At 42.0% G+C, this 23,484-nt stretch carries 23 protein-coding genes and 1 riboswitch; of the genes, 1 reads left to right on the top strand and 22 read right to left on the bottom strand.

Translation table 11 applies throughout. The features are described 5' to 3' along the window. Positions 1-101 precede the first annotated feature (101 nt). The 11 genes from ACFVS1_RS03425 to ACFVS1_RS03375 all read right to left on the bottom strand — a co-directional run bounded on the left by ACFVS1_RS03425 (position 102) and on the right by ACFVS1_RS03375 (position 9,088). Positions 102-614 (bottom strand): metallophosphoesterase, encoded by a 513-nt coding sequence (locus ACFVS1_RS03425; RefSeq protein ID WP_387545125.1) that lies wholly within the window; start codon positions 612-614, stop codon positions 102-104. 2 nt (positions 615-616) lie between these two features. Next, positions 617-1,228, bottom strand: a complete 612-nt coding sequence (locus tag ACFVS1_RS03420; protein WP_241593826.1) for an XTP/dITP diphosphatase — start codon at positions 1,226-1,228, stop codon at positions 617-619. Positions 1,229-1,852: 624 nt separating this feature from the next. Then, the gene (locus ACFVS1_RS03415) at positions 1,853-2,932 is read right to left on the bottom strand and encodes a GerMN domain-containing protein (RefSeq protein ID WP_352919392.1); all 1,080 of its coding nucleotides are present in this window, start codon (positions 2,930-2,932) and stop codon (positions 1,853-1,855) included. 43 nt (positions 2,933-2,975) lie between these two features. Beyond that, positions 2,976-3,113: a hypothetical protein gene (locus ACFVS1_RS03410; RefSeq protein ID WP_387545124.1), complete on the bottom strand. Its 138-nt coding sequence runs from the start codon at positions 3,111-3,113 to the stop codon at positions 2,976-2,978. Between the two features lie 231 nt (positions 3,114-3,344). Then, positions 3,345-4,148, bottom strand: coding sequence for a glutamate racemase (gene racE, locus ACFVS1_RS03405; RefSeq protein WP_352919387.1), 804 nt, complete (start codon positions 4,146-4,148; stop codon positions 3,345-3,347). Between the two features lie 10 nt (positions 4,149-4,158). Beyond that, the gene (locus tag ACFVS1_RS03400; protein ID WP_101222835.1) at positions 4,159-4,602 is read right to left on the bottom strand and encodes a MarR family winged helix-turn-helix transcriptional regulator; all 444 of its coding nucleotides are present in this window, start codon (positions 4,600-4,602) and stop codon (positions 4,159-4,161) included. A 222-nt stretch (positions 4,603-4,824) separates the two neighbouring features. After that, on the bottom strand, positions 4,825-5,049 hold the full coding sequence (locus ACFVS1_RS03395) for a helix-turn-helix domain-containing protein (RefSeq protein ID WP_028392149.1): 225 nt from the start codon (positions 5,047-5,049) through the stop codon (positions 4,825-4,827). A gap of 122 nt (positions 5,050-5,171) precedes the next feature. Then, a complete protein-coding gene (locus tag ACFVS1_RS03390; RefSeq protein WP_387545123.1) occupies positions 5,172-5,636 on the bottom strand; it encodes an acyl-CoA thioesterase in 465 nt (154 codons plus the stop codon). A gap of 230 nt (positions 5,637-5,866) precedes the next feature. Next, the gene (sdhB, locus tag ACFVS1_RS03385; protein ID WP_048689018.1) at positions 5,867-6,640 is read right to left on the bottom strand and encodes a succinate dehydrogenase iron-sulfur subunit; all 774 of its coding nucleotides are present in this window, start codon (positions 6,638-6,640) and stop codon (positions 5,867-5,869) included. 17 nt (positions 6,641-6,657) lie between these two features. Then, the gene (gene sdhA, locus ACFVS1_RS03380) at positions 6,658-8,409 is read right to left on the bottom strand and encodes a succinate dehydrogenase flavoprotein subunit (RefSeq protein ID WP_352920831.1); all 1,752 of its coding nucleotides are present in this window, start codon (positions 8,407-8,409) and stop codon (positions 6,658-6,660) included. Positions 8,410-8,479: 70 nt separating this feature from the next. Further along, the gene (locus ACFVS1_RS03375; protein WP_352919378.1) at positions 8,480-9,088 is read right to left on the bottom strand and encodes a succinate dehydrogenase cytochrome b558 subunit; all 609 of its coding nucleotides are present in this window, start codon (positions 9,086-9,088) and stop codon (positions 8,480-8,482) included. Between the two features lie 384 nt (positions 9,089-9,472). On the opposite strand from ACFVS1_RS03375, the gene ACFVS1_RS03370 reads away from it, so the two are divergent. After that, positions 9,473-9,943: a YslB family protein gene (locus ACFVS1_RS03370; protein ID WP_101222837.1), complete on the top strand. Its 471-nt coding sequence runs from the start codon at positions 9,473-9,475 to the stop codon at positions 9,941-9,943. 62 nt (positions 9,944-10,005) lie between these two features. Here ACFVS1_RS03370 and ACFVS1_RS03365 read toward each other — a convergent pair whose 3' ends face one another. The 11 genes from ACFVS1_RS03365 to ACFVS1_RS03315 all read right to left on the bottom strand — a co-directional run bounded on the left by ACFVS1_RS03365 (position 10,006) and on the right by ACFVS1_RS03315 (position 23,468). Beyond that, positions 10,006-11,238 (bottom strand): aspartate kinase, encoded by a 1,233-nt coding sequence (locus ACFVS1_RS03365; RefSeq protein WP_352919375.1) that lies wholly within the window; start codon positions 11,236-11,238, stop codon positions 10,006-10,008. A gap of 90 nt (positions 11,239-11,328) precedes the next feature. Then, a riboswitch (Lysine riboswitch) is annotated at positions 11,329-11,505 on the bottom strand. Between the two features lie 61 nt (positions 11,506-11,566). Next, the gene (gene uvrC / locus ACFVS1_RS03360; protein ID WP_230176777.1) at positions 11,567-13,339 is read right to left on the bottom strand and encodes an excinuclease ABC subunit UvrC; all 1,773 of its coding nucleotides are present in this window, start codon (positions 13,337-13,339) and stop codon (positions 11,567-11,569) included. A 103-nt stretch (positions 13,340-13,442) separates the two neighbouring features. Then, the gene (gene trxA / locus ACFVS1_RS03355) at positions 13,443-13,757 is read right to left on the bottom strand and encodes a thioredoxin (protein ID WP_101222840.1); all 315 of its coding nucleotides are present in this window, start codon (positions 13,755-13,757) and stop codon (positions 13,443-13,445) included. Positions 13,758-13,943: 186 nt separating this feature from the next. Next, entirely contained in the window at positions 13,944-14,921 is a 978-nt protein-coding gene (locus ACFVS1_RS03350; RefSeq protein ID WP_352919370.1) for an electron transfer flavoprotein subunit alpha/FixB family protein, read from the bottom strand. 71 nt (positions 14,922-14,992) lie between these two features. Continuing rightward, entirely contained in the window at positions 14,993-15,766 is a 774-nt protein-coding gene (locus ACFVS1_RS03345) for an electron transfer flavoprotein subunit beta/FixA family protein (protein ID WP_352919368.1), read from the bottom strand. A gap of 126 nt (positions 15,767-15,892) precedes the next feature. Then, on the bottom strand, positions 15,893-16,666 hold the full coding sequence (locus ACFVS1_RS03340; protein WP_387545120.1) for an enoyl-CoA hydratase: 774 nt from the start codon (positions 16,664-16,666) through the stop codon (positions 15,893-15,895). Between the two features lie 124 nt (positions 16,667-16,790). Beyond that, entirely contained in the window at positions 16,791-17,378 is a 588-nt protein-coding gene (locus ACFVS1_RS03335) for a fatty acid metabolism transcriptional regulator FadR (protein WP_241593839.1), read from the bottom strand. Between the two features lie 199 nt (positions 17,379-17,577). Continuing rightward, positions 17,578-19,275 (bottom strand): long-chain-fatty-acid--CoA ligase, encoded by a 1,698-nt coding sequence (locus ACFVS1_RS03330; protein ID WP_352919361.1) that lies wholly within the window; start codon positions 19,273-19,275, stop codon positions 17,578-17,580. A 408-nt stretch (positions 19,276-19,683) separates the two neighbouring features. Next, positions 19,684-20,439, bottom strand: a complete 756-nt coding sequence (locus ACFVS1_RS03325) for a GNAT family N-acetyltransferase (RefSeq protein WP_387545119.1) — start codon at positions 20,437-20,439, stop codon at positions 19,684-19,686. A gap of 202 nt (positions 20,440-20,641) precedes the next feature. After that, complete coding sequence (locus ACFVS1_RS03320) at positions 20,642-21,049, bottom strand: DUF350 domain-containing protein (RefSeq protein ID WP_034309012.1); 408 nt, start codon at positions 21,047-21,049, stop codon at positions 20,642-20,644. A gap of 64 nt (positions 21,050-21,113) precedes the next feature. After that, positions 21,114-23,468, bottom strand: coding sequence for an endonuclease MutS2 (locus tag ACFVS1_RS03315; RefSeq protein ID WP_387545117.1), 2,355 nt, complete (start codon positions 23,466-23,468; stop codon positions 21,114-21,116). Positions 23,469-23,484: the final 16 nt, after the last annotated feature.

Raw genomic sequence — 23,484 nt, 5'->3', positions numbered from 1 at the left:
GTAGGATATCAAAAGAAAGTCAACGGTTTTTCATAAAAAGTTTTTTATTTTTTTATGAACAGGAAGCGGGGAAAAACGCTTCCTGTTCATTATACATGAAGTCATTCCATTTGATAAGTATTTCTTAGTTCTTCTACGATTTTTCCTTCAAGGTCATAATAGATGATTTCAAGTTGGTCATTTCCCATTTCCAAAATGGCATAGGTTTTCTCTTTTCGTCCACGCGGCTGACGTATGCTTCCCGGGTTGATGAAGAGCTTGCCGTCAATCAATTCGGAGCCTGCAGCGTGGGAGTGACCAAAGCAAATAATATCCGCCCTTGTCTCTTCACTTTTATAAGATAGGTTCATCAAGGTCATATTTATGTTATAGAGGTGTCCATGTGTAAGGAAGAAACGCTTGCCTGCGATACTCTCCACCCTATCATTCGGATATCCCGAATCATAGTCACAATTCCCGCGTACGGCTAAGAAATCCGACATGTGAGGGTCATTTCTTTCCAACTCTGAATCACCGCAATGGATCATGGCAGCAACCTCTTGTTTATGACGGTCGGCAATCATGCTGATTTCATGAGTTAAGCCATGACTGTCACTCATTATTAGCACTTTCATCGTCACATTCCTTCTTCCCCTTTAAGAAATAGATCAAGTTTTTCATCTAGAGCCCTCAATGCATTGGCACGGTGGCTGATTTTGTTTTTTTCCTCTTTTGTCAATTCGGCGTTTGTTTTACCCTGTTCCTCAACAAAAAAGATGGGATCATAACCAAATCCATTCGCTCCTGAAGGCTGTTCTGTAATCAAACCTTCCATCGTTCCCGATACCGTAATCGTTTCCTGGTTGGGTGACGCTAGTGCCAAGGCGCAATAAAACCTCGCCGTCCTATCCTCTTTTGGCACGCCTTCCAGTTCCCGGAGGACTTTTTCCGTGTTTGCTGCATCACTCTTGGACTCTCCAGCATAGCGCGCAGAATATACGCCTGGACGGCCCTCTAATGCATCTACAATCAATCCGGAATCATCAGCAATGACAAAACGGCCTAGCTGATGGGCAATGGCCTCTGCCTTCAGGATCGCATTTTCTTCAAAGGTCGTCCCTGTTTCCTCAACATCCGGAGCATCCTGTACATCAAGAAGTGTTTTGACTTCATATCCTTTAGCAGAGAATAAGCTTTCGAACTCCTTTGCTTTTCCTTTATTTTTCGTTGCAATGATTACTGTCTTCATTTTTCATTTCACCCTTTTTCATTTTATCGGCATGTGAGCTTTTTTCGTGCTAAGAAAGAATTTGCTGTAACTCGTTATATGTAAAAGCCGCTTCTTCTCCAGTACCAAACGGACGAATTCAGCGCTGCCTTTCATGATCAATAACGGCCGCTGAATTTTCCAGATAAGTTAAGTCTAACACAACTCCCTCATCTGCAATAACCTGAAACTTTTAAACTAACGTTTGTAATTTTCACTATGTTCAATATGGATATTAACTTTTATGTTATTTATTGAAGTCTTATCAAAGGAATTAATCATTTTATTATCCCACTTATTGGCATGGTATCTGCATGCCTTTTCACTTATGTTAAATAGGTCTTAATTGATTTTCCCCCCCGTCTCCAATGCCTTCAATATTTCTTGCTTAACTTTTGTTTCTACCTTTTTTTCGATTTCATCCATATCCAAGTTATCTATATTTTGTTTCGATATTCCAAATTTATTTATGTAAAAACTTGCTCACGATACGAGAAATTACCAGGCAGGGGTATTAGTTTTCATCTAATTCAATTCTGGAGGCAAAAAAAATATGAGACAGCGTCAGGCTGTCTCATCGTGCTATTTCTAATATAATATCGTTCCTTAAAAACTTCCTGTGTTGACTTTCTCTGGACGTACCACTGGTTCGGATAATTTCTTTCCATCTTCATTAAGAACATCTGCGCTTCCTTGCACTTGCACTTCAACGCTTTCAATTCCTTTCTGTTCCGTTAAAGAAAGGACCAAGGCATCAAGGACTTCTTGTGATACCTTTTTCTCTTTAAAGCTTCCAAGGATATTTTCGTTGAAATTGAGGCTTACCTTACCTTCTGCCACTTTAGGCTCGTCAAGTAAAGCTACATCACTCATGAATCCTGTTTGCAGGCTAGAACCCGAAGGACTCTTCGTTAATTCCTTAATGACTGCTGTTACATTATCAGACACTGTTTCACTGATCCTGCGCGTCACCGGAACATAATAGGTGTACTCCTCGTCACCGCCTACATAATAAACGGTCAGTGCTTTTGTATTGGAAATGTCGACTACGTCACTCGTATCGATATTGATTCCTGACGACCTTGAGATGTTTTCATCTATCGGTGTGCCATTGACCGGCATTTCGGAAATATCTTCTCCATTGATTCTCATTTGGATTTTATCGACCGAGTCGAATTGTGTCAGGGTCCATGTAATGGCTTGAAGGATTTTAAGTTCATCTTCTTTCTGATAGTTCTTGAACTCCGGCGAAAAGTCCGCCACAGCCACTCCGTCTTTAATGTTCACGCTTATTTGGGTATCGGCAGGAATGACGGCCCTGAACCCATTTGGAAGTTTATCCGTGACTGGTCCATTACTGACAAGGTAATCAAGGGCCTGTTTAGCGACAGCTTCCGATTTAGGAAGTTCCAATGTCTGCGGAACCACATACCCGCTTTTATCAATTAAATATAACTCCGTCTTCACCGTTTTCGATTCAACAGCGCCTTCTTCCCCATCAGCCGCTGGCTTTTCCTCACCATTCGTTTCTGTTTCTTTCAATGAAGATTCATCCTCGACTAATGAAACATCCTTTGGTGGATCGATTTCCTTTTTCTCTTCACCGCCAAATAATCCGCAGCCCGAAAGCCAAAAAGAAGATGCCAGAATGGTCACAACCATTGTTACTTTTGATTTATTGGACATAAAATCACTCCTAGGACAGTTTGTACTCCTATTTATACGAGCCCTAGGGGAAAATAGACCAATTATTTTTCTCTCTGATATGGAGCCTGGCACCTTGCCCGTATTGCAGCATCTTCGTCAGCTTCTGATTGAGCATTCCACTACCATCCCCAAATGTATTCGGAATGATGGACAGAATCATTTCTTCCCCCTGCGTTTCCCTGATGGAAATCACCCACTATTTCTGCACCGCCGACAAGACAGATCCTTGAACCTACATCTTCGTTCATAAACTCGGCATATCCTTCCTTCCCTTTCGCACTTCTTGAAAAGACATAGCAGGCTTTATGAATCTGTTATATGGCTCATATCACCGTATCGATACGAACACCGTCTGTTCAAGGCAAGAAAAAAAGACTTCCAAATGGAAGTCTTATAAGTGATCGATTTTAATTGTTTCGATGGTATTGACATGAATGCCGAGCCAGCTCGACGCGATAGAACCAAACATATCTCTGGAACCGGTTGTATAAAATCGATGAACTGGGCGGAGCTTGCTTTTATTGATTAATTTATAGTAATCCAAAATGACACTTGCCTCACGGGCCGTTTCTTCCCCAGAGGAAATGACTTGTACTTCATCCCCCATATAGGAAGAGATTACAGGCCCCAGCAGCGGATAATGGGTACAGCCAAGGATCAATGTATCGATCTTCGTTTTCTTCAACGGGTTCAAGGTTTGTGCCACGACCCTATTGACGATACCGCCTTCAAACTCCCCGCTTTCTACGATTGGGACAAATTTCGGGCATGCTAAACTATCCACTTTCACATCGGAATTGATGGAGGCAAGCGCTTCGTCATATGCTTTGCTTTTCACCGTGCCTTCCGTACCAATAACGCCAATATGCAAGGAATCAGAAACTTTCAATGCCGCCCTTGCCCCTGGATGGATGACACCCAACACCGGAATCGGAAGTATTGCCCTGATTTCATCCAGTACAGCTGCAGTCGCTGTATTGCAAGCGATGATCAGCATTTTTATTTCCTTCTTCATCAAAAACCTCGTCATTTGCCATGTAAAGGTTTGGACATCTTTTTTGGTCCTCGGCCCATAAGGGCATCTTGCTGTATCACCTAAGTAAATTATATTTTCATTTGGAAGCTGACGCATGACTTCTTTTGCTACTGTCAAACCGCCTACCCCTGAATCAATGATGCCTATCGGTTGTTTCAAAAAACTCGCCTCATTTTTCTTTCATTTCTTGATGTAGTTTTACTAGAATCCCTTTGAGGGACATGATGTCAGATTCGTTAAAATTGACTAACACGCCGCTCAAGTACTGCTGCCGTTTATTAATCACTTCTTCGATTATCCGTTCACCTTCTTCAAGAAGGTGAATTCGAACCACACGCCGGTCCTTTTCATCCCTGACACGCTGGACAAGCTGATGTTTCTCCATGCGGTCAATCAGATCCGTCGTTGTACTGAAGGCGAGAAACATCTTCGTGGACAATTCGCCAATCGTCATGTCGCCTGATTCAAAAAGCCATTGCAAAGCCACGAATTGAGGAATGGTAATTTTATAATCATGGAGAATTTCTCTTCCCCTTTGCTTAAGCCATGACGATACATAGCGCAATTCCCTCTCGATATCGGCTACATATGCCGCCTGCTTCTCTTCATCCATATACACAGCTCCCCACTTCATGAAACTTATCATACTACCATTTTGGATGAAAGTGAAATGATTTTCAAGATTGATTACCTGGAATCATATTGAAAACCCCTTCAAAAAAATAAGCAGCATCCAAAGAAGTCAAAACAACCAGATTGTTTTGCCCTTCCTTATATGCTGCCAATGAACGGGAGAGAAAATATTTATAAGGCTTACGTATTAAAAGTTAACACATCAAAGCTTAAGTTCTCCCATACGAAGGAGTTCTATGACTGCCTGCGAACGTCCTTTAACTCCAAGCTTCTGCATCGCATTCGAAATATGGTTTCGAACTGTTTTTTCGCTAATAAACAATTCACCTGCGATTTCTTTTGTTGTTTTGTCTTGTACTAGTAACTCAAATACTTCTTTTTCTCTTTTGGTGAGTAGTGGCTTATGAGTGAATTCGTTCTCCTTCAAGTAATGTTACCCTCCTTGCCTTCACCAGCATAAAACCCGGAGTGGGTGTCTATTTAGTCAAGATATAGTATGTCGGCTGGGGCAATGGAGTGACTCTTTTACTTGTCTAAATGGAAATATTTTTAGGAATGTTGCAGCACAGTATGGCACATCGATCGCTTCATCTCTTCCGTCCAAGGTATCGGCTTTCCCGTGGCCTTGGAGACTTGTACAATCGTCCCCCTGCCCGTTAGACAAATTGAACCATCTTGTTTGGTCCCCATATAATGTATATCCACTGAAGAATTTCCGATATGGTCAGCTTTCACATGGATCGTCAATCGATCATTGAAAAACACCTGCTTCAAGTAATCACACTGTAAGTTAGCAACAACCGGCATCTCACCGCATTCAGCAGAGGCCCAATCCTTCATGAATCCCATGCTATGGAAATACTCAATCCGTGCTTCCTCAAAATAAGTAAAAGGAATCGTGTTATTCAAGTGCCCAAACATATCAGTTTCTGAAAAGCGGACCTTAATCTCATGTTTAAAGGAAAAATCATTGATCCACTCCGTTATATTATCGATATATGATATTCTGCCCAACTTGTGCACACCCTTTCTGAAATGAATGACTATTCACTCATTTTATAAGAAAACAGCCATAATGAAAAGTATTTTATATTGTAAGCTGCTTAAATGGATCATACTCACTTCATTAATCGAATCATTCAGCATTTGCCGGGTGAAGCAAATCATTTTACACATCAATCTCAGCTATCAATCGAGAAAAAAAGAACCCATATCATAAGATACAGGTTCTTTCATGTTCATTATTAAACTTCATCGCTGCCGAAGAAGTTACGGAATTGTTGGATCGTCGTATCACGGTTCAACGCTGCAATCGAAGTCGTTAATGGAATGCCTTTAGGGCATGACTGCACACAGTTTTGTGAGTTACCGCAGTTTGCAAGTCCTCCATCACCCATGATTGTATTTAAACGTTCCGCTTTGTTCATTGCACCAGTTGGATGTGCGTTGAATAAACGAACTTGTGATAATGGTTGTGGCCCCATGAAGTCTGAATTGCTGTTTACGTTCGGACAAGCTTCCAAACAAACACCGCAAGTCATGCATTTAGATAATTCGTAAGCCCATTGACGTTTCTTTTCTGGCATACGCGGTCCCGGTCCAAGATTGTACGTTCCATCGATTGGAATCCATGCTTTTACCTTTTTCAATGAGTCGAACATACGGCTGCGATCGACTTGCAGGTCACGAACAACAGGGAATGTACGCATTGGAGCTAAACGAACCGGCTGCTCCAATTGATCGATAAGAGCTGTACATGACTGTCTTGGTTTACCATTGATAACCATTGAACAAGCACCACATACCTCTTCAAGACAGTTCATGTCCCATGCGATTGCTGTAGTGTGCTTGCCTTGTACAGTTACCGGATTACGACGGATTTCCATTAGAGCGGAAATTACGTTCATATTCGGGCGATACGCTAATTCGAATTCCTCATCATAAGGAGCTGAATCCGGTGTATCTTGACGAGTGATTATAAAACGGACTGTTTTAGTCTCAGATTTAGTTTCAACCATTTTTTTGCTCCCCCTCTTTAGTGTTTCGTAGTGTAGTCACGTTTACGCGGTGCGATCAGTGATACATCAATATCTTCATAATGGAATTCAGGTGCTTGATCCAAGCCTTTGAATGTTGCCATAGTAGTTTTCATGAATTCCTCATCATTACGTTCTGGGAAATCAGGTTTGTAATGCGCTCCGCGGCTTTCGTCACGGTTTAACGCACCAATTGTGATTACACGAGCCAATTGCATCATGTTTTGCAGCTGTCTAGTGAACGCAGCTCCTTGGTTACTCCATTTAGCCGTGTCATTGATGTTAATTTTCTTGTAACGTTCCATCAGCTCAAGAATCTTGTTATCCGTTTCTTTCAGCTTGTCATTGTAACGAACTACAGTAACATGCTGTGTCATCCACTCACCAAGTTCTTTGTGAAGGACGTATGCATTTTCGTTACCATCAAGAGACATGACTTCATTCCATTTCTCCTGTTCTTGTTTTTCGTACCCTTCATACAATGAAGAAGGAATGGATTCTGAAGTTTTATCAAGGCCTTCAATATAGTTAACGGCATTCGGTCCAGCGACTGAACCACCATAGATTGCAGAAAGAAGTGAGTTCGCACCAAGACGGTTACCGCCATGTTGTGAGTAATCACACTCACCTGCAGCGAATAAACCTTTGATGTTAGTCATTTGGTCATAATCCACCCAAAGTCCGCCCATAGAATAGTGAACGGCAGGGAAAATTTTCATTGGAACTTTACGAGGATCTTCACCCATGAATTTCTCGTAGATTTCAATGATTCCGCCAAGTTTAATATCAAGTAATTTCGGATCTTTATGTGATAGATCCAGGTAAACCATGTTTTCACCATTAATGCCAAGCTTCATGTTCATGCAGACGTCGAAGATTTCACGAGTCGCGATATCACGAGGTACCAGATTACCATAAGCAGGGTATTTTTCTTCAAGGAAATACCAAGGTTTTCCGTCTTTATATGTCCAGATACGTCCACCTTCACCACGAGCGGATTCACTCATTAGACGAAGTTTGTCATCTCCAGGGATTGCTGTCGGGTGAATTTGAATGAACTCACCATTAGCATAATTTACACCTTGTTGATAAACGATGGAAGCTGCTGAACCTGTATTGATCATTGAGTTAGTGGATTTACCGAAAATGATTCCAGGGCCGCCGCTCGCCATGATGACTGCGTCTCCAGGGAATGATTTGATTTCCATTGAAGTCAGGTTTTGAGCTACGATTCCGCGTGCTGTTTGCTCATCATCGATGACAGCTCCAAGGAATTCCCAGCCTTCATATTTCGTAACAAGGCCTTCAACTTCATAACGGCGAACCTGCTCGTCCAATGCGTAAAGTAATTGCTGACCAGTTGTTGCACCAGCAAATGCTGTACGGCTATGTTGAGTACCACCGAAACGACGGAAATCAAGAAGACCTTCCGGAGTACGGTTGAACATAACACCCATACGGTCAAACATATGAATGATCGATGGTGCTGCTTCGCACATCGCTTTAACCGGCGGTTGGTTAGCCAAGAAATCTCCGCCATAAACTGTATCATCAAAGTGGATATATGGAGAATCCCCTTCACCTTTTGTATTTACTGCCCCGTTGATTCCGCCTTGGGCACAAACTGAGTGAGAGCGTTTAACAGGCACTAAAGAAAATAAATCAACCTGTTGTCCCAGCTCTGCTGCTTTGATCGTAGCCATTAAACCAGCTAGACCTCCACCAACGATAACTATTTTACCTTTACCCAATTCTGTCACTCCCTTATTTCCATTAGCCAAGCTATGTTTTTCCTATTTCTTATAAATGAACTCTATCTTCTTATACGAAAGCGAAAATTGCGCTGATTCCGATATAAGAAAGAAGAACGAAAACGATCAATGTAAAGTAAGTCATGATTCTTTGCGATCTTGGTGAAACTGTAAGACCCCAGCTCACTGCAAATGACCATAATCCATTAGCAAAGTGGAAGATTGCCGAGACAATACCGACAATATAAAACACAATCATAAATGGACTAGAGAAAATTTCAGCCATCATGTCAAAGTTAACTTCTGCACCCATAGCTGCTTGAACTCTAGTTGCCCATATATGCCAAACAAGGAAAATCAACGTTATGATTCCAGTTAGACGTTGCAGCATGAACATCCAGTTACGGAAGAAACTAAATCTGCCTAAATTGTTTTTTGCTGTAAAGGCAATATAAATTCCGTATACAGCATGGAAAATGAGCGGTAGATAGATGACGACCCATTCTACCAAAATCTTCACGGGCGTAAACTCAATTAAATGAACTGCCCCATTAAAAGTCTCTTCTCCTTTTGTTGCCATAAAGTTTACCGATAAATGAAAAATTAGGAATAGACCGATTGGAATTACTCCTAGAAGTGAATGAAGCCTGCGATTCCCAAACTCACGATTCTTTGCCACTAAGTGCCCCCCCTTAATTTGTGAAAAATCATGCAAAGATAATCTGGTGGCTACCTTTTATCTCCGCGTGAAAATACAGTATAGAGTAAAAAAAACTCCTCTATACTTCCTTTACAATTATGTGACATGTCCATTTTACTCCTGACTTCTATGTGCGTCAAGAAAACGGATACAAGAAATCTCTTTTTCAGAATAGATTTTATTGGATTAAATTAGCTATTTTTTGTTTGTCAAGATGATATTTTGAACAAATTTCTAATTTAGCTATTAATATCTCGGTATAATTTCTCATTTTTTTCCAATTGTTATTTAAATAAATAAAAAACAGTATAATTTGCAAAAGAAATACGTTTATAATAGATTTACAGAAAGAGGCGATAAATCATGAAAAAAAATATTGCTGCTGCGATAGAAGAAGAGATTCAAACTGAAGAAATTCAAACTGAAGAATTCCTGGTTCCAGCTTTCGGATACGAATTAATCAGAGAAGTTCTATTGAACGATATTCTCGGAAAAGACTCTAATCAAATCCTCTATTGGGCAGGTAAACAATTAGCAAGAAAATTCCCATTGAATGGTGATCAGGAAGTGATTGAATTTTTCCAAAGCGCTGGATGGGGCAATCTGGAAATCTTGAAGTATACGAAACACGAGATGGAATTATCCCTGACGGGTGAAATAATCAGCCGCCGCCTGGATTTACACCCAGATTGTCACTTCCAACTTGAAGCCGGTTTCCTTGCCGAGCAGTTTACGCTGCAAAAAAAATTCCTCAGCGAATCTACGGAAGAAATTAAACGCCGCGCAAAAAAAGTGATATTCACCATCCAATGGGATCCCAGAGATCCAATCTAATGAGCCCTTAAAACAGACTTACCCTTTTTACCGGAAGTCTGTTTTTTATTGGACTCAGACACTTATGCTAGCACATTTGCATGCTGACCTAGTTTAAATGCTTCATGAAGAGATTCAACCGCCTTCACCATTTCCTTTTCATTGACGACAGTGGAAACTTTAATTTCAGATGTGCTGACCATCTTCACCTGGATGCCTGTATTGGCCATCACTTCAAACATCTCGGCAGCCACTCCGGGATTGGATACCATACCAGAACCGACGATGGATACTTTGGCCAATCCGCTCTCCGTTTCGACTCGATCGAATCCCAATAGTTCTTTATTATTTTCCAGCACGATCAAGGCCGCTTCCGTATCTTCACTTTTTGTGGAAAAAGATAGATTGGTCGTATCCTCGGCAGTCATGCTTTGAATGATGATGTCCACATTAATCCGGTTTTTCGCAAGTGTTGTGAAGATTGTGGATAATGCACCAAGTGATTGGGGCAAACCATATATGGTGACCCTCGTAATACTGTCTTCAAAAGCAATCCCGCGTACAATTAAGTTTTCTTCCATAGTTGCTTCCTCCTCAATGATCGTTCCTGATTCTCTCTCCATGCTTGAACGGACTTCAAGCGGTATTTGATAATTTTTTGCATATTCGACAGCCCTTGGATGAAGGACGCCCGCCCCCAGATTGGCAAGTTCCAGCATTTCATCATAAGAAATGGATTGGAGTTTTCGTGCGCCTTTTATGTAGCGGGGGTCCGTTGTGAAAACGCCCGTTACATCCGTATAAATATCGCATCTATCCGCATTCAGCGCTGCTGCGATAGCAACAGCCGTCGTGTCGGAACCGCCTCGCCCTAAGGTAGTAATTTCCCCATTTGCATCGGTCCCCTGGAAACCGGCCACGACCACTATTTTCTTCTTCTGAAGCTGAGCTTGGATCCTCGTGGCATCGATGTTTAAAATCCGGGCATTCCCATGAACGGATTCCGTTTGCATGCCAGCTTGCCAGCCAGTATATGAAATGGCTTCATGTCCTTCTTCAATCAATGCCATCGTTAACAGGGAAATCGTTACCTGTTCCCCCGTAGTCAGCAGCATATCCATTTCCCTCTTGCTCGGGGTTCCGGAAATATCCCGGGCCATGGAAACCAATTGATCCGTGGTTTTCCCCATCGCTGAAACAACGACGACTACCTCATTTCCATTCTCCGCTTCCTCGATTACCCGATTGGCAACATTTTTGATTTTTTCTACGCTTCCGACGGATGTTCCGCCAAATTTTTGAACGATTAATGCCATCCCCATGCACCCTCTCTACCTTTTTAGGCAATAAAAAAAGCAATGAGAAATATCTCATTGCTGTGATCACATATCTAAATACTGTAAACACAGTGAGATAGCTCTCCAGGGTATAAACCCTGACAATCCGCCATTTATTAAATGTCGGACCAGGAAAACAAGGTATGAGTCTTGTCTTCCTTCGGCGTCCTCCCCTTTCAAAACCTTTCATGGAAGCTCATACTTCTCCAGGTTTTTACTCTTGAATTCCGCACCTCTATCAGCACTTTTAAGTTGTCTAGTTAAAAATTCCTTTTAATCATAGCATAGAGATTTATCGGTAGCAAGATTATTCTTGTAATTTTCTAACGATTCCCTCGGCTACCCCTTTTGGCATGCCAGCTTCCATGATTTCCTCGGCCGTCGCCTCTTTGATTTTTTTCAATGATCCAAAATGCCTTAATAATTGCTTCCTTCGCTTTTCCCCGACTCCTGGAATATCATCAAGCTGGGAGTGAACCGCATTTTTCCCGCGTAGCTGGCGATGAAACGTAATCGCGAACCGATGCACTTCATCCTGAATTCTTTGCAATAGGTAAAATTCCTGGCTCCGCGAATCAAGAGGTACGATTTCAAGCGGATTTCCGATCATCAATTGCGAGGTCCTATGCTTTTCATCCTTAATGAGGCCTGAAAGTGGAATATCAAGGCCCAATTCATTTTCCAGAATATCCCGAACCGCTTCAACATGTCCCTTTCCGCCATCTATGATGATCAAGTCCGGAAGCGGCAGCCCTTCTTTCAATACTCTTGAATACCTTCTTCTGACCACTTCACGCATCGATTCATAATCATCAGGCCCTTGGACCGTCTTGATCTTATATTTGCGGTACTCCCTTTTTTCCGGCTTTCCATCAATAAACACGACTAAAGCGGAAACTGGGTCACTTCCCTGGATGTTGGAGTTATCGAAAGCTTCAATTCGATGCGGAGTGTAGATACCCAGTTGCTTCCCTAGGTTTTCCACCGCATTGATCGTTCTTTCTTCATCCCTTTCTATCAAAGAGAATTTTTCCTGAAGCGCGATGGAGGCATTTTTATTCGCCAATTTAAGCATGTCTTTTTTCGCTCCCCGTTTCGGGTGAATCGTTTTGACACCAAGCAGCCCTTCGGCCATTTCGGCATCCACTGATTCAGGCAGCAAGATTTCCTTTGGTTTAAAGTGGTTCGTAATCTCGTAAAACTGACCGAGGAATGTAAGAAGTTCCTGTTCGGGTTCATCGTAGACAGGAAAAAGTGAAACATCCCTTTCTATTAATTTACCTTGCCTGACAAAAAATACCTGAACGCACATCCAGCCTTTATCATAGGCAAAACCAAATACATCCCTGTCGATGAAATCCGTTGTCATCATTTTCTGCTTCTCCATCGTAATATCGATGTGGGCAATTTTGTCACGGAACTCCTTGGCCCTCTCGAAATCGAGATCTTCTGATGCCTCCAGCATTTTTTCAGTCAGTTCTTTTTTTATTTCAGTATGCCCTCCGTTCAAGAACCGGTTGATATCATCCACCATTTTTTTATATTCCTGTTCCTCTACATCATAAACACATGGGGCTAGGCACTGGCCAAGGTGATAGTAGAGACAAACGCGATCCGGTAAAGTATTGCATTTTCTTAGGGGATAGATGCGGTCAAGCAATTTTTTCGTTTCGTTAGCTGCAAATGCATTCGGATAAGGACCGAAATATTTACCTTTGTCTTTTTTGACTTTTCGCGTAATGATTAGACGTGGGTGGCGTTCCGCAGTCAGCTTTATGAAGGGATACGTCTTATCATCCTTTAGCATGACATTATATTTTGGGTCATGTTTTTTGATTAAGTTCAACTCTAAAATAAGAGCCTCGATATTGGAAGAGGTGACGATATATTCGAAATCCTCAATTTCATTCACGAGCCGGAATGTTTTTCCGTCATGCGATCCCGTGAAATAAGAACGGACACGATTTTTCAACACTTTCGCTTTGCCTACATAGATGATCGTTCCCTGACGATCTTTCATTAAATAACAACCAGGTTGATCGGGAAGAAGGGCAAGTTTATTCTTTATTTGTTGATTCATGCATTCAGCCTCCTGTTCTCCCTTTTTTACAATTATTATATATCAAGATAGCGAAAAAAGCTTCAAGTCCGCAGACTTGAAGCTTTTTTTAGCTAACCTACTATTACGCGTGTTTTGAAATAAGTTCAGCAAGTGCTTCTTTAGGTTGGAAACCAACAACCTTATCAACCACTTCACCGTCTTTAAGCACGATTAATGTCGGGATGCTCATCACACCGAATTTTCCAGCTGTTTCTTGGTTTTCATCCACATCCACTTTTACGATTTTTGCTGTATCGCCAATTTCAGTATCAAGCTCTTGAAGAACAGGAGCGATCATTTTACAAGGTCCGCACCATGGAGCCCAAAAATCTACAAGAACGACACCTTCGCTAGTATCTGTTGTGAAAGTTTGGTCAGTTGCATTTATAATTGCCATATATATTTCCTCCTCATATTTTACTCAAATAACTAAAGACAGTATACCATTGTTGCTCGAATCGATGCTAATATTTTGCTTCAGTGGTAGGATGTCCAAAGAAAGAGTAAATATGCAGGCCAAAAAAGGGGCAAGACATGTATCGGCTTATGCCAAATGTCTTGCCCCTCATCTATATTGTTTCTATTACGCGTTAACTTTAAGTTTTTTGAATTCTTCCGTAAGTAACGGAACGACTTCGAAAAGGTCTCCGACAATTCCATAATCAGCCACATTGAATATGTTAGCTTCCGGGTCTTTATTGATCGCAACGATAACCTTGGAGTTGGACATCCCCGCTAAATGCTGGATCGCACCGGAAATTCCGCAGGCGATATAAAGGTCAGGTGTTACGACTTTACCCGTTTGCCCGATTTGCAAAGAGTAATCGCAATAATCTGCATCACATGCTCCACGGGAAGCTCCTACCGCTCCGCCAAGAACTTGTGCCAGTTCCTTTAACGGTTCAAAACCATCTTCACTTTTCACGCCGCGGCCACCAGCGATGATTACTTTCGCTTCTGAAAGATCGACCCCTTCACTCGCTTTTCTAACAACATCTTTAATGATTGTACGTAAATCCTTGATATCCACACTTAATGTAGAAACATCACCAGAGCGGGACTCATCTATCGCTAATGGTTCGATATTGTTCGGACGGATTGTCGCGAATATCACGCCATCTGTAACAATTTTCTTTTCAAATGCCTTACCGGAATAGATCGGGCGGGTGAAAACGATATTTCCCCCTTCTTCTTCAATGGATGTAACGTCTGAGATCAAACCTGATTCAAGCTTTCCAGCCAATTTTGGTGCAAGGTCTTTTCCTAGGGCCGTATGTCCAAAGAATATCCCTTCTGGTTTTTCCTGTTCGATGACGGCAAGCAAGCTTTGCGCATAACCATCTGAAGTATATTGTTTCAATTGATCATTTTCGACTGCAACAACCCGGTCAGCTCCATACTGGATCAATTCATTTCCGAATTTTTGAACACTGTCACCAACTAAGACACCTACAATTTCCCCGCCATCTGCAGCAAGTTTAGCCGCACCGATAGCTTCAAATGATACATTTCTCAGTGAACCGTCACGAACTTCGCCCAATACAAGAAACTTTCTAGCCATTTATAAAAACCTCCTGTGCACTATTTTATCTTTTTGTTGTGTTTTGTTATCTTGAAAAAGTACCGTTTCGATTAAATCACTTTTGCTTCGCTTCGTAATAATTGAACAAGTTCGCTTACTTGATCACCGATTTCGCCGTCCAATACTTTTCCAGCTTCTTTTTTAGCAGGAAGGTAAATTTCAATCGTTTTTGTTTTTGCCTCAACATCTTCTTCTTCTAAATCCAGGTCATCCAATTCCAATTCTTCAAGCGGTTTTTTCTTCGCTTTCATGATTCCCGGCAATGACGGATAACGTGGTTCATTTAGCCCTTGTTGAGCTGTCACCAACAATGGAAGGGATGCTTCGATCGTTTCAGAGTCCCCTTCAACATCACGGATAACGCTTACATTTCCATTTGCGATGTCCAGCTTAGTAATGGTAGTAATATAAGGAATCTCTAAAATTTCGGCAACGCGTGGCCCCACTTGTCCAGAACCGCCATCGATTGCAACGTTCCCTGCAATGATTAAATCGGCATTTTTATCTTTTAAGTATTCGCCGATAATTTTTGCAGTCGTGAATTGGTCGCCATTTTCAATGTCGTCTTCTATATTAATCAATACGGCTTTGTCAGCACCCATTGCCAGCGCCGTACGTAATTGCTTTTCAGCCTCTTCGGTTCCGACGGAAATAACCGTTACTTCGCCGCCTTGTGCATCACGCACCTGGATTGCTTCTTCAACTGCATACTCATCGTATGGATTAATGATGAATTCCGCTCCATCCTCATTAATTTTCCCATTGGATAGCGTAATTTTTTCTTCTGTATCAAATGTTCTTTTCAGCAGTACATAAATGTTCACGATAATACCTCCCGAATGATTTGAGTTTTGAAGATTATGAATTTTATTGATATATAGTATTGTATTCTACAGATTACATCAAAATCCTGCATGATATATAAAAATAGTTATTTATACCAAAATCTCTCATTTCCCTTTGAATACTGCTTCCCTTTTTTCAATGAAAGCGCCGATTCCTTCTTTTGCATCAGCAGTATCGAAAGCTTGGCCAAAGAGGGCGGCTTCCCTTTCCACACCTTTATAGTAGGAATCATGCTTGGAATAATTTAATAACTCTATGGCAGACTTTAAAGCCAGCGGGCTTTTCTTGGCAATTTTATTGGCTAGTTCCTTAGCTTTCGGAATCAGTTCATCATCCGTGAAGGCATGATTCGCCAACCCGCATTGTACAGCTTGGGTACCTGAAATCGGTTCACTTGTAAACAGCATTTCAGCTGCCTTTGCCATGCCCACATAACGAGGAAGACGTTGGGTCCCAGCAAATCCAGGGATTAAGCCCAACTGCAGCTCAGGCAAACCCAGTTTAGCCCTTTCGGTTACCAAACGGATGTGGCAGGCCATTGCCAGCTCCAATCCTCCGCCAAGGGCCGCCCCATGGATGGCTGCAATGACCGGTTTTGCAAAAGATTCGATTTTCTCAAATACAAATTGCCCATTCTTGGTCAGCTTCTCGAAAGCTTTCCCGTCTTTCACTTCCGTAAACTCCTTAATGTCTGCTCCTGCAGAGAAGAATCTTCCTTCACCATGAAGAAGGACAACCCGTACGGCGTCATCATTCTCAATTTGTTCGAAGGCCTGTGACAGCTCTCCGATGATAGCCGAAGAAAGTGCATTTGCAGGTTCGTGATCAATCGTTATAAAAGCCACATGATTTTCGACAGAAAGCTTAAGATATTCCATATCAATCCCTCCAGGCATACTAGTCAAATTTTTTCGAAAATTTAATATGTATCACTTCCCGATAAGGCTGGAAGCAGAATTAACCGATTCTTTCGAGGATGGCTGGCCATCCTCGAAAGAATCGTTAACTTTTCAGGCCGCAGCCGCCAATCAGAAGGCGGTGAACGTCTGGGGCAAGGTCTGGGAGCGAATACTTTTGCTCATTCATGACCCAGGTCGTCACTGTTTCGTCAATCGTTCCAAAAATCATCTGCCTGGCAAGTAAATTATTTAAATCAGGCAGGAATTCGCCGTTTTCTTTTCCTTCTATAATGATTTGATCAATTAAATTTAAATACCCTCTTAACACATCATTAATTCTTAGGCGCAATTCTTTATTCGACTGTCTTAATTCCAACTGAGTGACAATTGCTAAATTCACGTCTTCTGAAAGGTTTTGAAAATGTTTTTGGATGAGCACATGCAGTTTATCCGAAGCAGTGGTCTTTCCTTTTATCTCTTCTTCGATCTGTTCCACAAAATAGCCCATTTTTTCATGGAATAATGATATTAGGATATCTTCTTTATTTTTAAAATAAAGATATATGGTTCCATCCGCTACTCCTGCCTGCTTGGCGATTTTGGATACTTGGGCTTGGTAGTACCCGTTTTGGGCAATGACGATAACGGCTGCATCAATAATTTGAGTATACTTAGGTCTGTTGCTTTTCACTGGATGTCCCCTTTCAGAAAATGAATGAACCATCATTCATATTTCTATCATAAAATGACGACCCTTTACTGTCAAGCAAAACTTCTAAGGGTCCTTACATTCCACTTATGTTCATTGTACAGTCCCCATCGATAGGTTGTCCAGCCGTTCTGCAAAACACGGAGCTCTCTTCCGCTGCTCCGTTAATAGGGGTGCTTGTTTACGCTTCTTTTCTTTCCTCTGATATTTTTTTCTTTTCTTCCTCGATTAGGACTCTCCTCAGGATCTTTCCTATCGTCGTTTTGGGAAGTTCATTCCTGAATTCATAGCTGCGCGGCACCTTATAGGAAGCCAGGTTCTTTCTGGCAAATTCATTCAATTCCTCTTCAGTGGCCCTCGCATTTTTTTTCAGTACGACATAGGCCTTGACGGTCTCCCCGCGATATGGGTCAGGGATACCTGCCACAACCACTTCCTGTATGGCCTCATGCTCGTATAGCACCTCTTCCACCTCACGTGGATATATATTGAAACCGCCTGCAATGATTGTATCCTTTTTCCTCTCGACGACATAAAAGAACCCCTGTTCATCCATGTAACCCAGATCGCCTGTAAGCAGCCAGCCATTTTTAAAGGTTTTTTCCGTTTCATCCGGACGATTCCAATATCCTTGCATGACCTGTGGTCCTTTTATGGCAATCTCTCCAATTTCATTCGGAGGAAGCTCTTCAAAGTTTTCCAGGGACAGAATCACCGCGTCTGTATCTGGCCAAGGCAGTCCAATGCTTCCTTTTACACGCGGCTGATCCCAAATGAAATTAGCATGTGTCACCGGTGAGGTTTCCGAAAGACCATAGCCTTCAACAAGCTTCCCGCCGGTAATTTTCTCAAACTGCTCCTGGACCTCTAAGGGCAATGATGCAGAACCGCTTATACATGCATTGATGGAAGAAAGGTCATATTTGGCGATATCCGGATGGTTCAAGAGGCCGATATACATCGTTGGCGCTCCTGGGAACATCGTCGGTTTCTGTTTTTGGATGGTTTTTAGCGTCGCTTTGACATCAAATTTTGGCATGATGATCATGGTGTTCCCTTCCATGACGGATAGAACCAAAACTGTAGTCATACCGTACACATGGAAGAAAGGCAGAATCGCAAGGATCCTTTCCTCGCCGCGCTTATTTTTATAAAGCCATGCATTGCACATTTTCGTATTTGCCAGCAAGTTCTTATGGGTAAGCATGACCCCTTTGGGAAAGCCCGTTGTCCCACCTGTATATTGCAAAAGAGCAAGGTCATTATCCACATCGATTGGCACAGTGACTTCTTCAGCGATCTTTCGTTTCATGATTTCGGAGAATAAATGATGATTCCCTTCATGCTCCACATTGATGACAATGCCGTATTGCTTTTTTTGAATAAAAGGATAGATAAGATTTTTTGGGAATGGCAAATATTCCTTGATAGCGGTTACAATTATATGTTCTATTTCTGTTCTTGATGCCACTGCAGAAACACGGGGAAATAAAATATCCATCGCTAAAATGATTTTCGCTCCGGAATCTTTCATTTGATATTCTAATTCACGTTCCGTATAGGTTGGATTCGTTTGGACCACGACTCCGCCGGCCATCAAAATCCCAAAAAAGCTTATGACACCCTGAGGGCAGTTAGGAAGCATGACGGCAACGCGTTCACCTTTTTGAAGACCGATACTTTTTAAATAGGCTGCAAACTTTAAAGCAGATTCATGCACTTCCCGGAAGGTTAATTCTTTTCCCTGGAAATGAATCGATACTTTATCAGGGAATTCTTCGGCTGATTCCTTCAAAAAAGAATAAAGAGGTTTATCTTCATACGACAAAACAGCAGGTATCTGTTCCGGATAAATAGCTTGCCAAGGCTTATTGCTCATTTGCCCCCTCCTTCTGAATATTCTCAATACTCTTAATCATTATAATACAATCGGGATTTTCTTACAATTGCCGAATTCATGAGTAAGATGACTGAATAATATTCTGTACAAACCATAGGGAATATTGGATGAACCACTTAAAGGGAAACAAAGAAAAGGAGTGGTTCCACTCCTTACAGACTGCAGACAAATTAGAGTGGAACCAGTTCACCTTCAATTTTCTCTTTAAAAACTTCAGCAATCCGATCCCTGTCTCCCAAGCTCCTGGCTAAAGCGTCTAGCGGGTCTTTTCTACAAGCCGGTTATTCGCTAGGAGTGTCGTAGTGATGGTCAAACTCTCTTTTAAAATCATGGTTCGGGATGAGACCATTCCGAACCTCCTTTGTCATCATACTGAAAGGAGTGGTGCTACTCCTTAGTTTTAATTCTGTACCAATACTTATATTTTTCTTCAAACCCCAGTTTCCCGTACAAACTTAGAGCAGGCGCGTTCGTTTCTATCACCTGTAGATAAGCATTTTCCGCTCCATTTTCTTTACCCCAATGCAATAGATTACGAATGAGTTTTGCGCCATTGCCTTGGTTTCGAAAATTTTCATGGGTAATGATATTGTACAGGCCTATGTATTCGTCTTCCAAAACACCCAGTCCACCTGCTGTCACCGTTCCACCCTCATCAGTCAACAACATATAGCAGGTTTTTGGAATGATATTCCCTAACATCTTTTTAAGGATGGTTTGATCGTGATCATTAATATTACTTAGGAGGCAGAAATCGTGAAACCATTCATCATGTAAATGATCATATTTTATGATATTGGTATCATTCGGTGATTCAGCTTCTGCCAAGTTAAATACTTGGACACTTGTTGTTCCCTCAAGGACATATCCTGACTCTTCCAGTACACTATCCAAATTGATTGGCTTGGCCTGTGGAGTCATTTTGTACACCGCCTTATCATTCCTGGCAAAATATAATTGTTCACACTTCCATATTTTCTTTTTCACATTTTCATTCGACGTATAGATGGGGGTAATAGAATTCGCCCGTTTCGTATATCCATCCGCAAATCGGATAACCCACCCGTCATAGATTTGCGTTTGCATGGCCGGTAAAGCATTCAGCGATAATTCTTCAATCTTTTGTATCAATTTGGAGTGCACCAAATTCCTCCTCCTCTGCCGTAAAGTCTATTTGACCCATGTTATTCTATCTTTTGTAAGAGTTCAAATAAAAGAAGCGGCACAATGGCCGCTTCAGTTGAAGAATGTCATATAAATGATTCCAAATAGAAAAAAGATACCGCAACAAACTATTAATACCTTTGCAAGTTTCTCCACAGCTTACTCCCTCTCATGAAGGGCATTAAGAAATTCCGGCGCCGATGACAAAAGATAATGCGATTGATATGATCATCGATAGGAATCCAACTGCCCGATTATCTTTTTGTATTTCTTCATCTATTTTAAATCCAGGAGTCATAAATTCAAAAATGAAATAACCGATCAACAGCAGGACAAATCCGTATACGCCCCAGCCAATCATCGTAAGAAGCGAATTCTGATGGAGAATGGACTGTTGGAATACATAGGCGATCCCAAATATTTTACCACCTGTTGCCAATGCGACAGAAAGGTTTCCCTGTTTGATTTCCTCCCAGTTCTTGTACTTTGTGACAAGTTCAAAAATGGCTAAAAAAACAATCATGCACAAAATAACGACACTGTAACGAGCAGCTATGTATACATATTCATTTTCCCACATGTTCTCCATGGTCCAACTCCCGAATGGTAACTAGCCACCCGGCTTGGCTGAATAGCCGAGTGACCGCTTTCCTTTATTTAAATTCCACCACCGTAACTCCAGTTCCGCCTTCACCGGCTTCCCCGAAGCGAATCCTTTTGACAGAACGGTGATTTTTCAAGTATTCCTGGACCCCGGAACGAAGAGCGCCCGTTCCTTTACCATGAATGATCGAAACACTCGAATAACCGGCCAAAAGAGCATCATCAATGTACTTTTCCACTCTTGAAATTGCATTTTCATAGCGTTCTCCTCGGAGGTCAAGTTCCACGCTAACATGATAATCGCGGCCTTTGATCGTGGTGAGCGGCTTTGTTTCTTTTACTTTTGTGCTCTTGATGAATTCCAGGTCAGACTCCTTCACTTTCATCTTCATGATGCCGATCTGAACCTGCCATTCATTATTTGAGACCTTCTCAATCAAGTGACCTTTTTGACCAAAGCTAACTACCTTGACTTCATCTCCAGGTTTCAAGCTTTTATCCAGCGGCTTAGCCGTTTTATTTGACGTTTTTTTCACTTTAGGCGCTGCTTGTTCAAGCCGCTTTTTGGCATCGATCAGTTCATGCTCTTTAACATCGGCATGCTTTTCCAGTCGCAGTTTACGTAAATCGGCAATGATCGCTTCCGCTTCCTTTTGTGCATTTTCAACGATTGCGGCTGCCTCTTTTGCTGCCTTTTCGACCATCGCATCCCGTTCGTCATGGTACTCATCAATTTGCCTTTGAAGGTCTTTATGAAGAATTTCCGCCTCTTTCAGGTGGTTCTTGGCTTCCAGCTCCTCTTCTTCGGCCTTCTTGCGGCTGTCTTCAAGGGATGCAATCATATTTTCAACTTTATTCGTATCCTCACCAATATGACTGCGGGCGCTGCTTATCACGCTTTCTTCCAAACCAAGGCGCTTGGAAATTTCAAAAGCATTACTCCGCCCTGGTACACCAATCAAAAGTTTATAGGTGGGACTCAAGGTTTCCACATTAAATTCGACGCTTGCATTAATGACGCCTTCCCGATCATATCCATACGCTTTTAATTCCGGGTAATGTGTCGTTGCAATTACACGTGCTCCGCGCTTATACACTTCATCCAAAATGGAAATGGCCAAAGCGGCACCTTCCTGTGGATCTGTTCCCGCTCCAAGCTCATCGAATAAAACAAGGCTGTCATAATCGACACGCTTAAGGATATCGACAATGTTGACCATATGCGAAGAGAATGTACTTAAGCTTTGTTCAATCGACTGCTCATCGCCAATATCGGCATAAACAGAGGAAAATACAGCCGTTTCGGAACCATCCAGCGCAGGGATTTGCAGACCGGACTGGGCCATTAACGTACAGAGGCCTATCGTTTTCAGGGTAACCGTCTTCCCTCCTGTATTCGGACCGGTGATGACGATTGTCGTAAATTCATCACCAAGAAATATATCATTGGCCACGACAACATCACTCGGAATGAGCGGATGTTTCGCTTTGAATAATTTCACGCGTCCCTCATTATTCAGAATCGGCTTGGATCCTTTTATCGCTTTTGCATACTTTGCTTTGGCAACAAGGAAATCGATTTGTGCAAGCACTTTGACATTATGAAGCAATTCAGGGGTGAACGCACCGACTTTTTCCGATAGTTCAACCAATATCCGTTCTATTTCCTGCGTTTCTTTCATTCGGGTTTCCTGCAGGACATTATTCAGCTGAACGATTGCTTGCGGTTCAATGAACAATGTCTGCCCTGATGATGATTGATCATGAATGATCCCGCCATATACACTGCGGTATTCCTGTTTTACCGGGATGACAAAGCGGTCATTCCGGATGGTGATGATGGCATCGGATAACATGGTTGCTGCATTGGAAGAACGGATCATGCTTTCTAGTTTTTCCCTGACACGGCTTTCGTTCGTCCGAATTTGGTTTCTTAGGGTACGAAGCTTGTCGCTGGCAGAATCCATCACTTCGCCATGTTCGCTTACTGCAAACGTAATTTCCTGTTGCAAATCAATCAACGGATGAAGGGAATCGATATATTCGGCTAATAGCGGAACATCAATTTCCTGCTCTGCGAGTTCTTCAAAGAAACGGCTGAGGATCCTGCCGGCACGAATCGTACTAGCAAGTTCCATCAGTTCCATCGGTGAGAGCATTCCGCCAATCTGTGCCCTTTTTGCATGTGGACGGATATCGAAAATTCCGCCCAATGGCAAGTTACCTTTCAACCGGACGATTTTGGCTGACTCATCTGTTTCTTCCTGCCATCTCGACACTTCTTCAAAATCCGTGGAAGGCATTAATTGCTCTGCCTTTTCTTTTCCTATGGATGAGGATGCGTGCGAGATTAATTGTTCTTTTATTTTATGAAATTCCAATGTCTTTAAAGCTTTATTATGCATGGAGTTAAAGCTCCTC

It is taken from the genome of Peribacillus sp. NPDC058075 (assembly GCF_042885195.1).
GTDB lineage: Bacteria > Bacillota > Bacilli > Bacillales > DSM-1321 > Peribacillus.
This window is presented reverse-complemented; position numbering and strand designations above follow the sequence as displayed.

Excerpts from the sequence above, each read along its gene's own strand:
- ACFVS1_RS03425 (WP_387545125.1), bottom strand. The coding sequence starts at position 614 with ATGAAAGTGCTAATAATGAGTGACAGTCATGGCTTAACTCATGAAATC.
- ACFVS1_RS03420 (WP_241593826.1), bottom strand. The coding sequence starts at position 1,228 with ATGAAGACAGTAATCATTGCAACGAAAAATAAAGGAAAAGCAAAGGAG.
- ACFVS1_RS03415 (WP_352919392.1), bottom strand. The coding sequence starts at position 2,932 with ATGTCCAATAAATCAAAAGTAACAATGGTTGTGACCATTCTGGCATCT.
- ACFVS1_RS03410 (WP_387545124.1), bottom strand. The coding sequence starts at position 3,113 with ATGATTCTGTCCATCATTCCGAATACATTTGGGGATGGTAGTGGAATG.
- ACFVS1_RS03400 (WP_101222835.1), bottom strand. The coding sequence starts at position 4,602 with ATGGATGAAGAGAAGCAGGCGGCATATGTAGCCGATATCGAGAGGGAA.
- sdhB (WP_048689018.1), bottom strand. The coding sequence starts at position 6,640 with ATGGTTGAAACTAAATCTGAGACTAAAACAGTCCGTTTTATAATCACT.
- ACFVS1_RS03370 (WP_101222837.1), top strand. The coding sequence starts at position 9,473 with ATGAAAAAAAATATTGCTGCTGCGATAGAAGAAGAGATTCAAACTGAA.
- ACFVS1_RS03365 (WP_352919375.1), bottom strand. The coding sequence starts at position 11,238 with ATGGCATTAATCGTTCAAAAATTTGGCGGAACATCCGTCGGAAGCGTA.
- uvrC (WP_230176777.1), bottom strand. The coding sequence starts at position 13,339 with ATGAATCAACAAATAAAGAATAAACTTGCCCTTCTTCCCGATCAACCT.
- trxA (WP_101222840.1), bottom strand. The coding sequence starts at position 13,757 with ATGGCAATTATAAATGCAACTGACCAAACTTTCACAACAGATACTAGC.
- ACFVS1_RS03350 (WP_352919370.1), bottom strand. The coding sequence starts at position 14,921 with ATGGCTAGAAAGTTTCTTGTATTGGGCGAAGTTCGTGACGGTTCACTG.
- ACFVS1_RS03340 (WP_387545120.1), bottom strand. The coding sequence starts at position 16,666 with ATGGAATATCTTAAGCTTTCTGTCGAAAATCATGTGGCTTTTATAACG.
- ACFVS1_RS03330 (WP_352919361.1), bottom strand. The coding sequence starts at position 19,275 with ATGAGCAATAAGCCTTGGCAAGCTATTTATCCGGAACAGATACCTGCT.
- ACFVS1_RS03320 (WP_034309012.1), bottom strand. The coding sequence starts at position 21,049 with ATGGAGAACATGTGGGAAAATGAATATGTATACATAGCTGCTCGTTAC.
- ACFVS1_RS03315 (WP_387545117.1), bottom strand. The coding sequence starts at position 23,468 with ATGCATAATAAAGCTTTAAAGACATTGGAATTTCATAAAATAAAAGAA.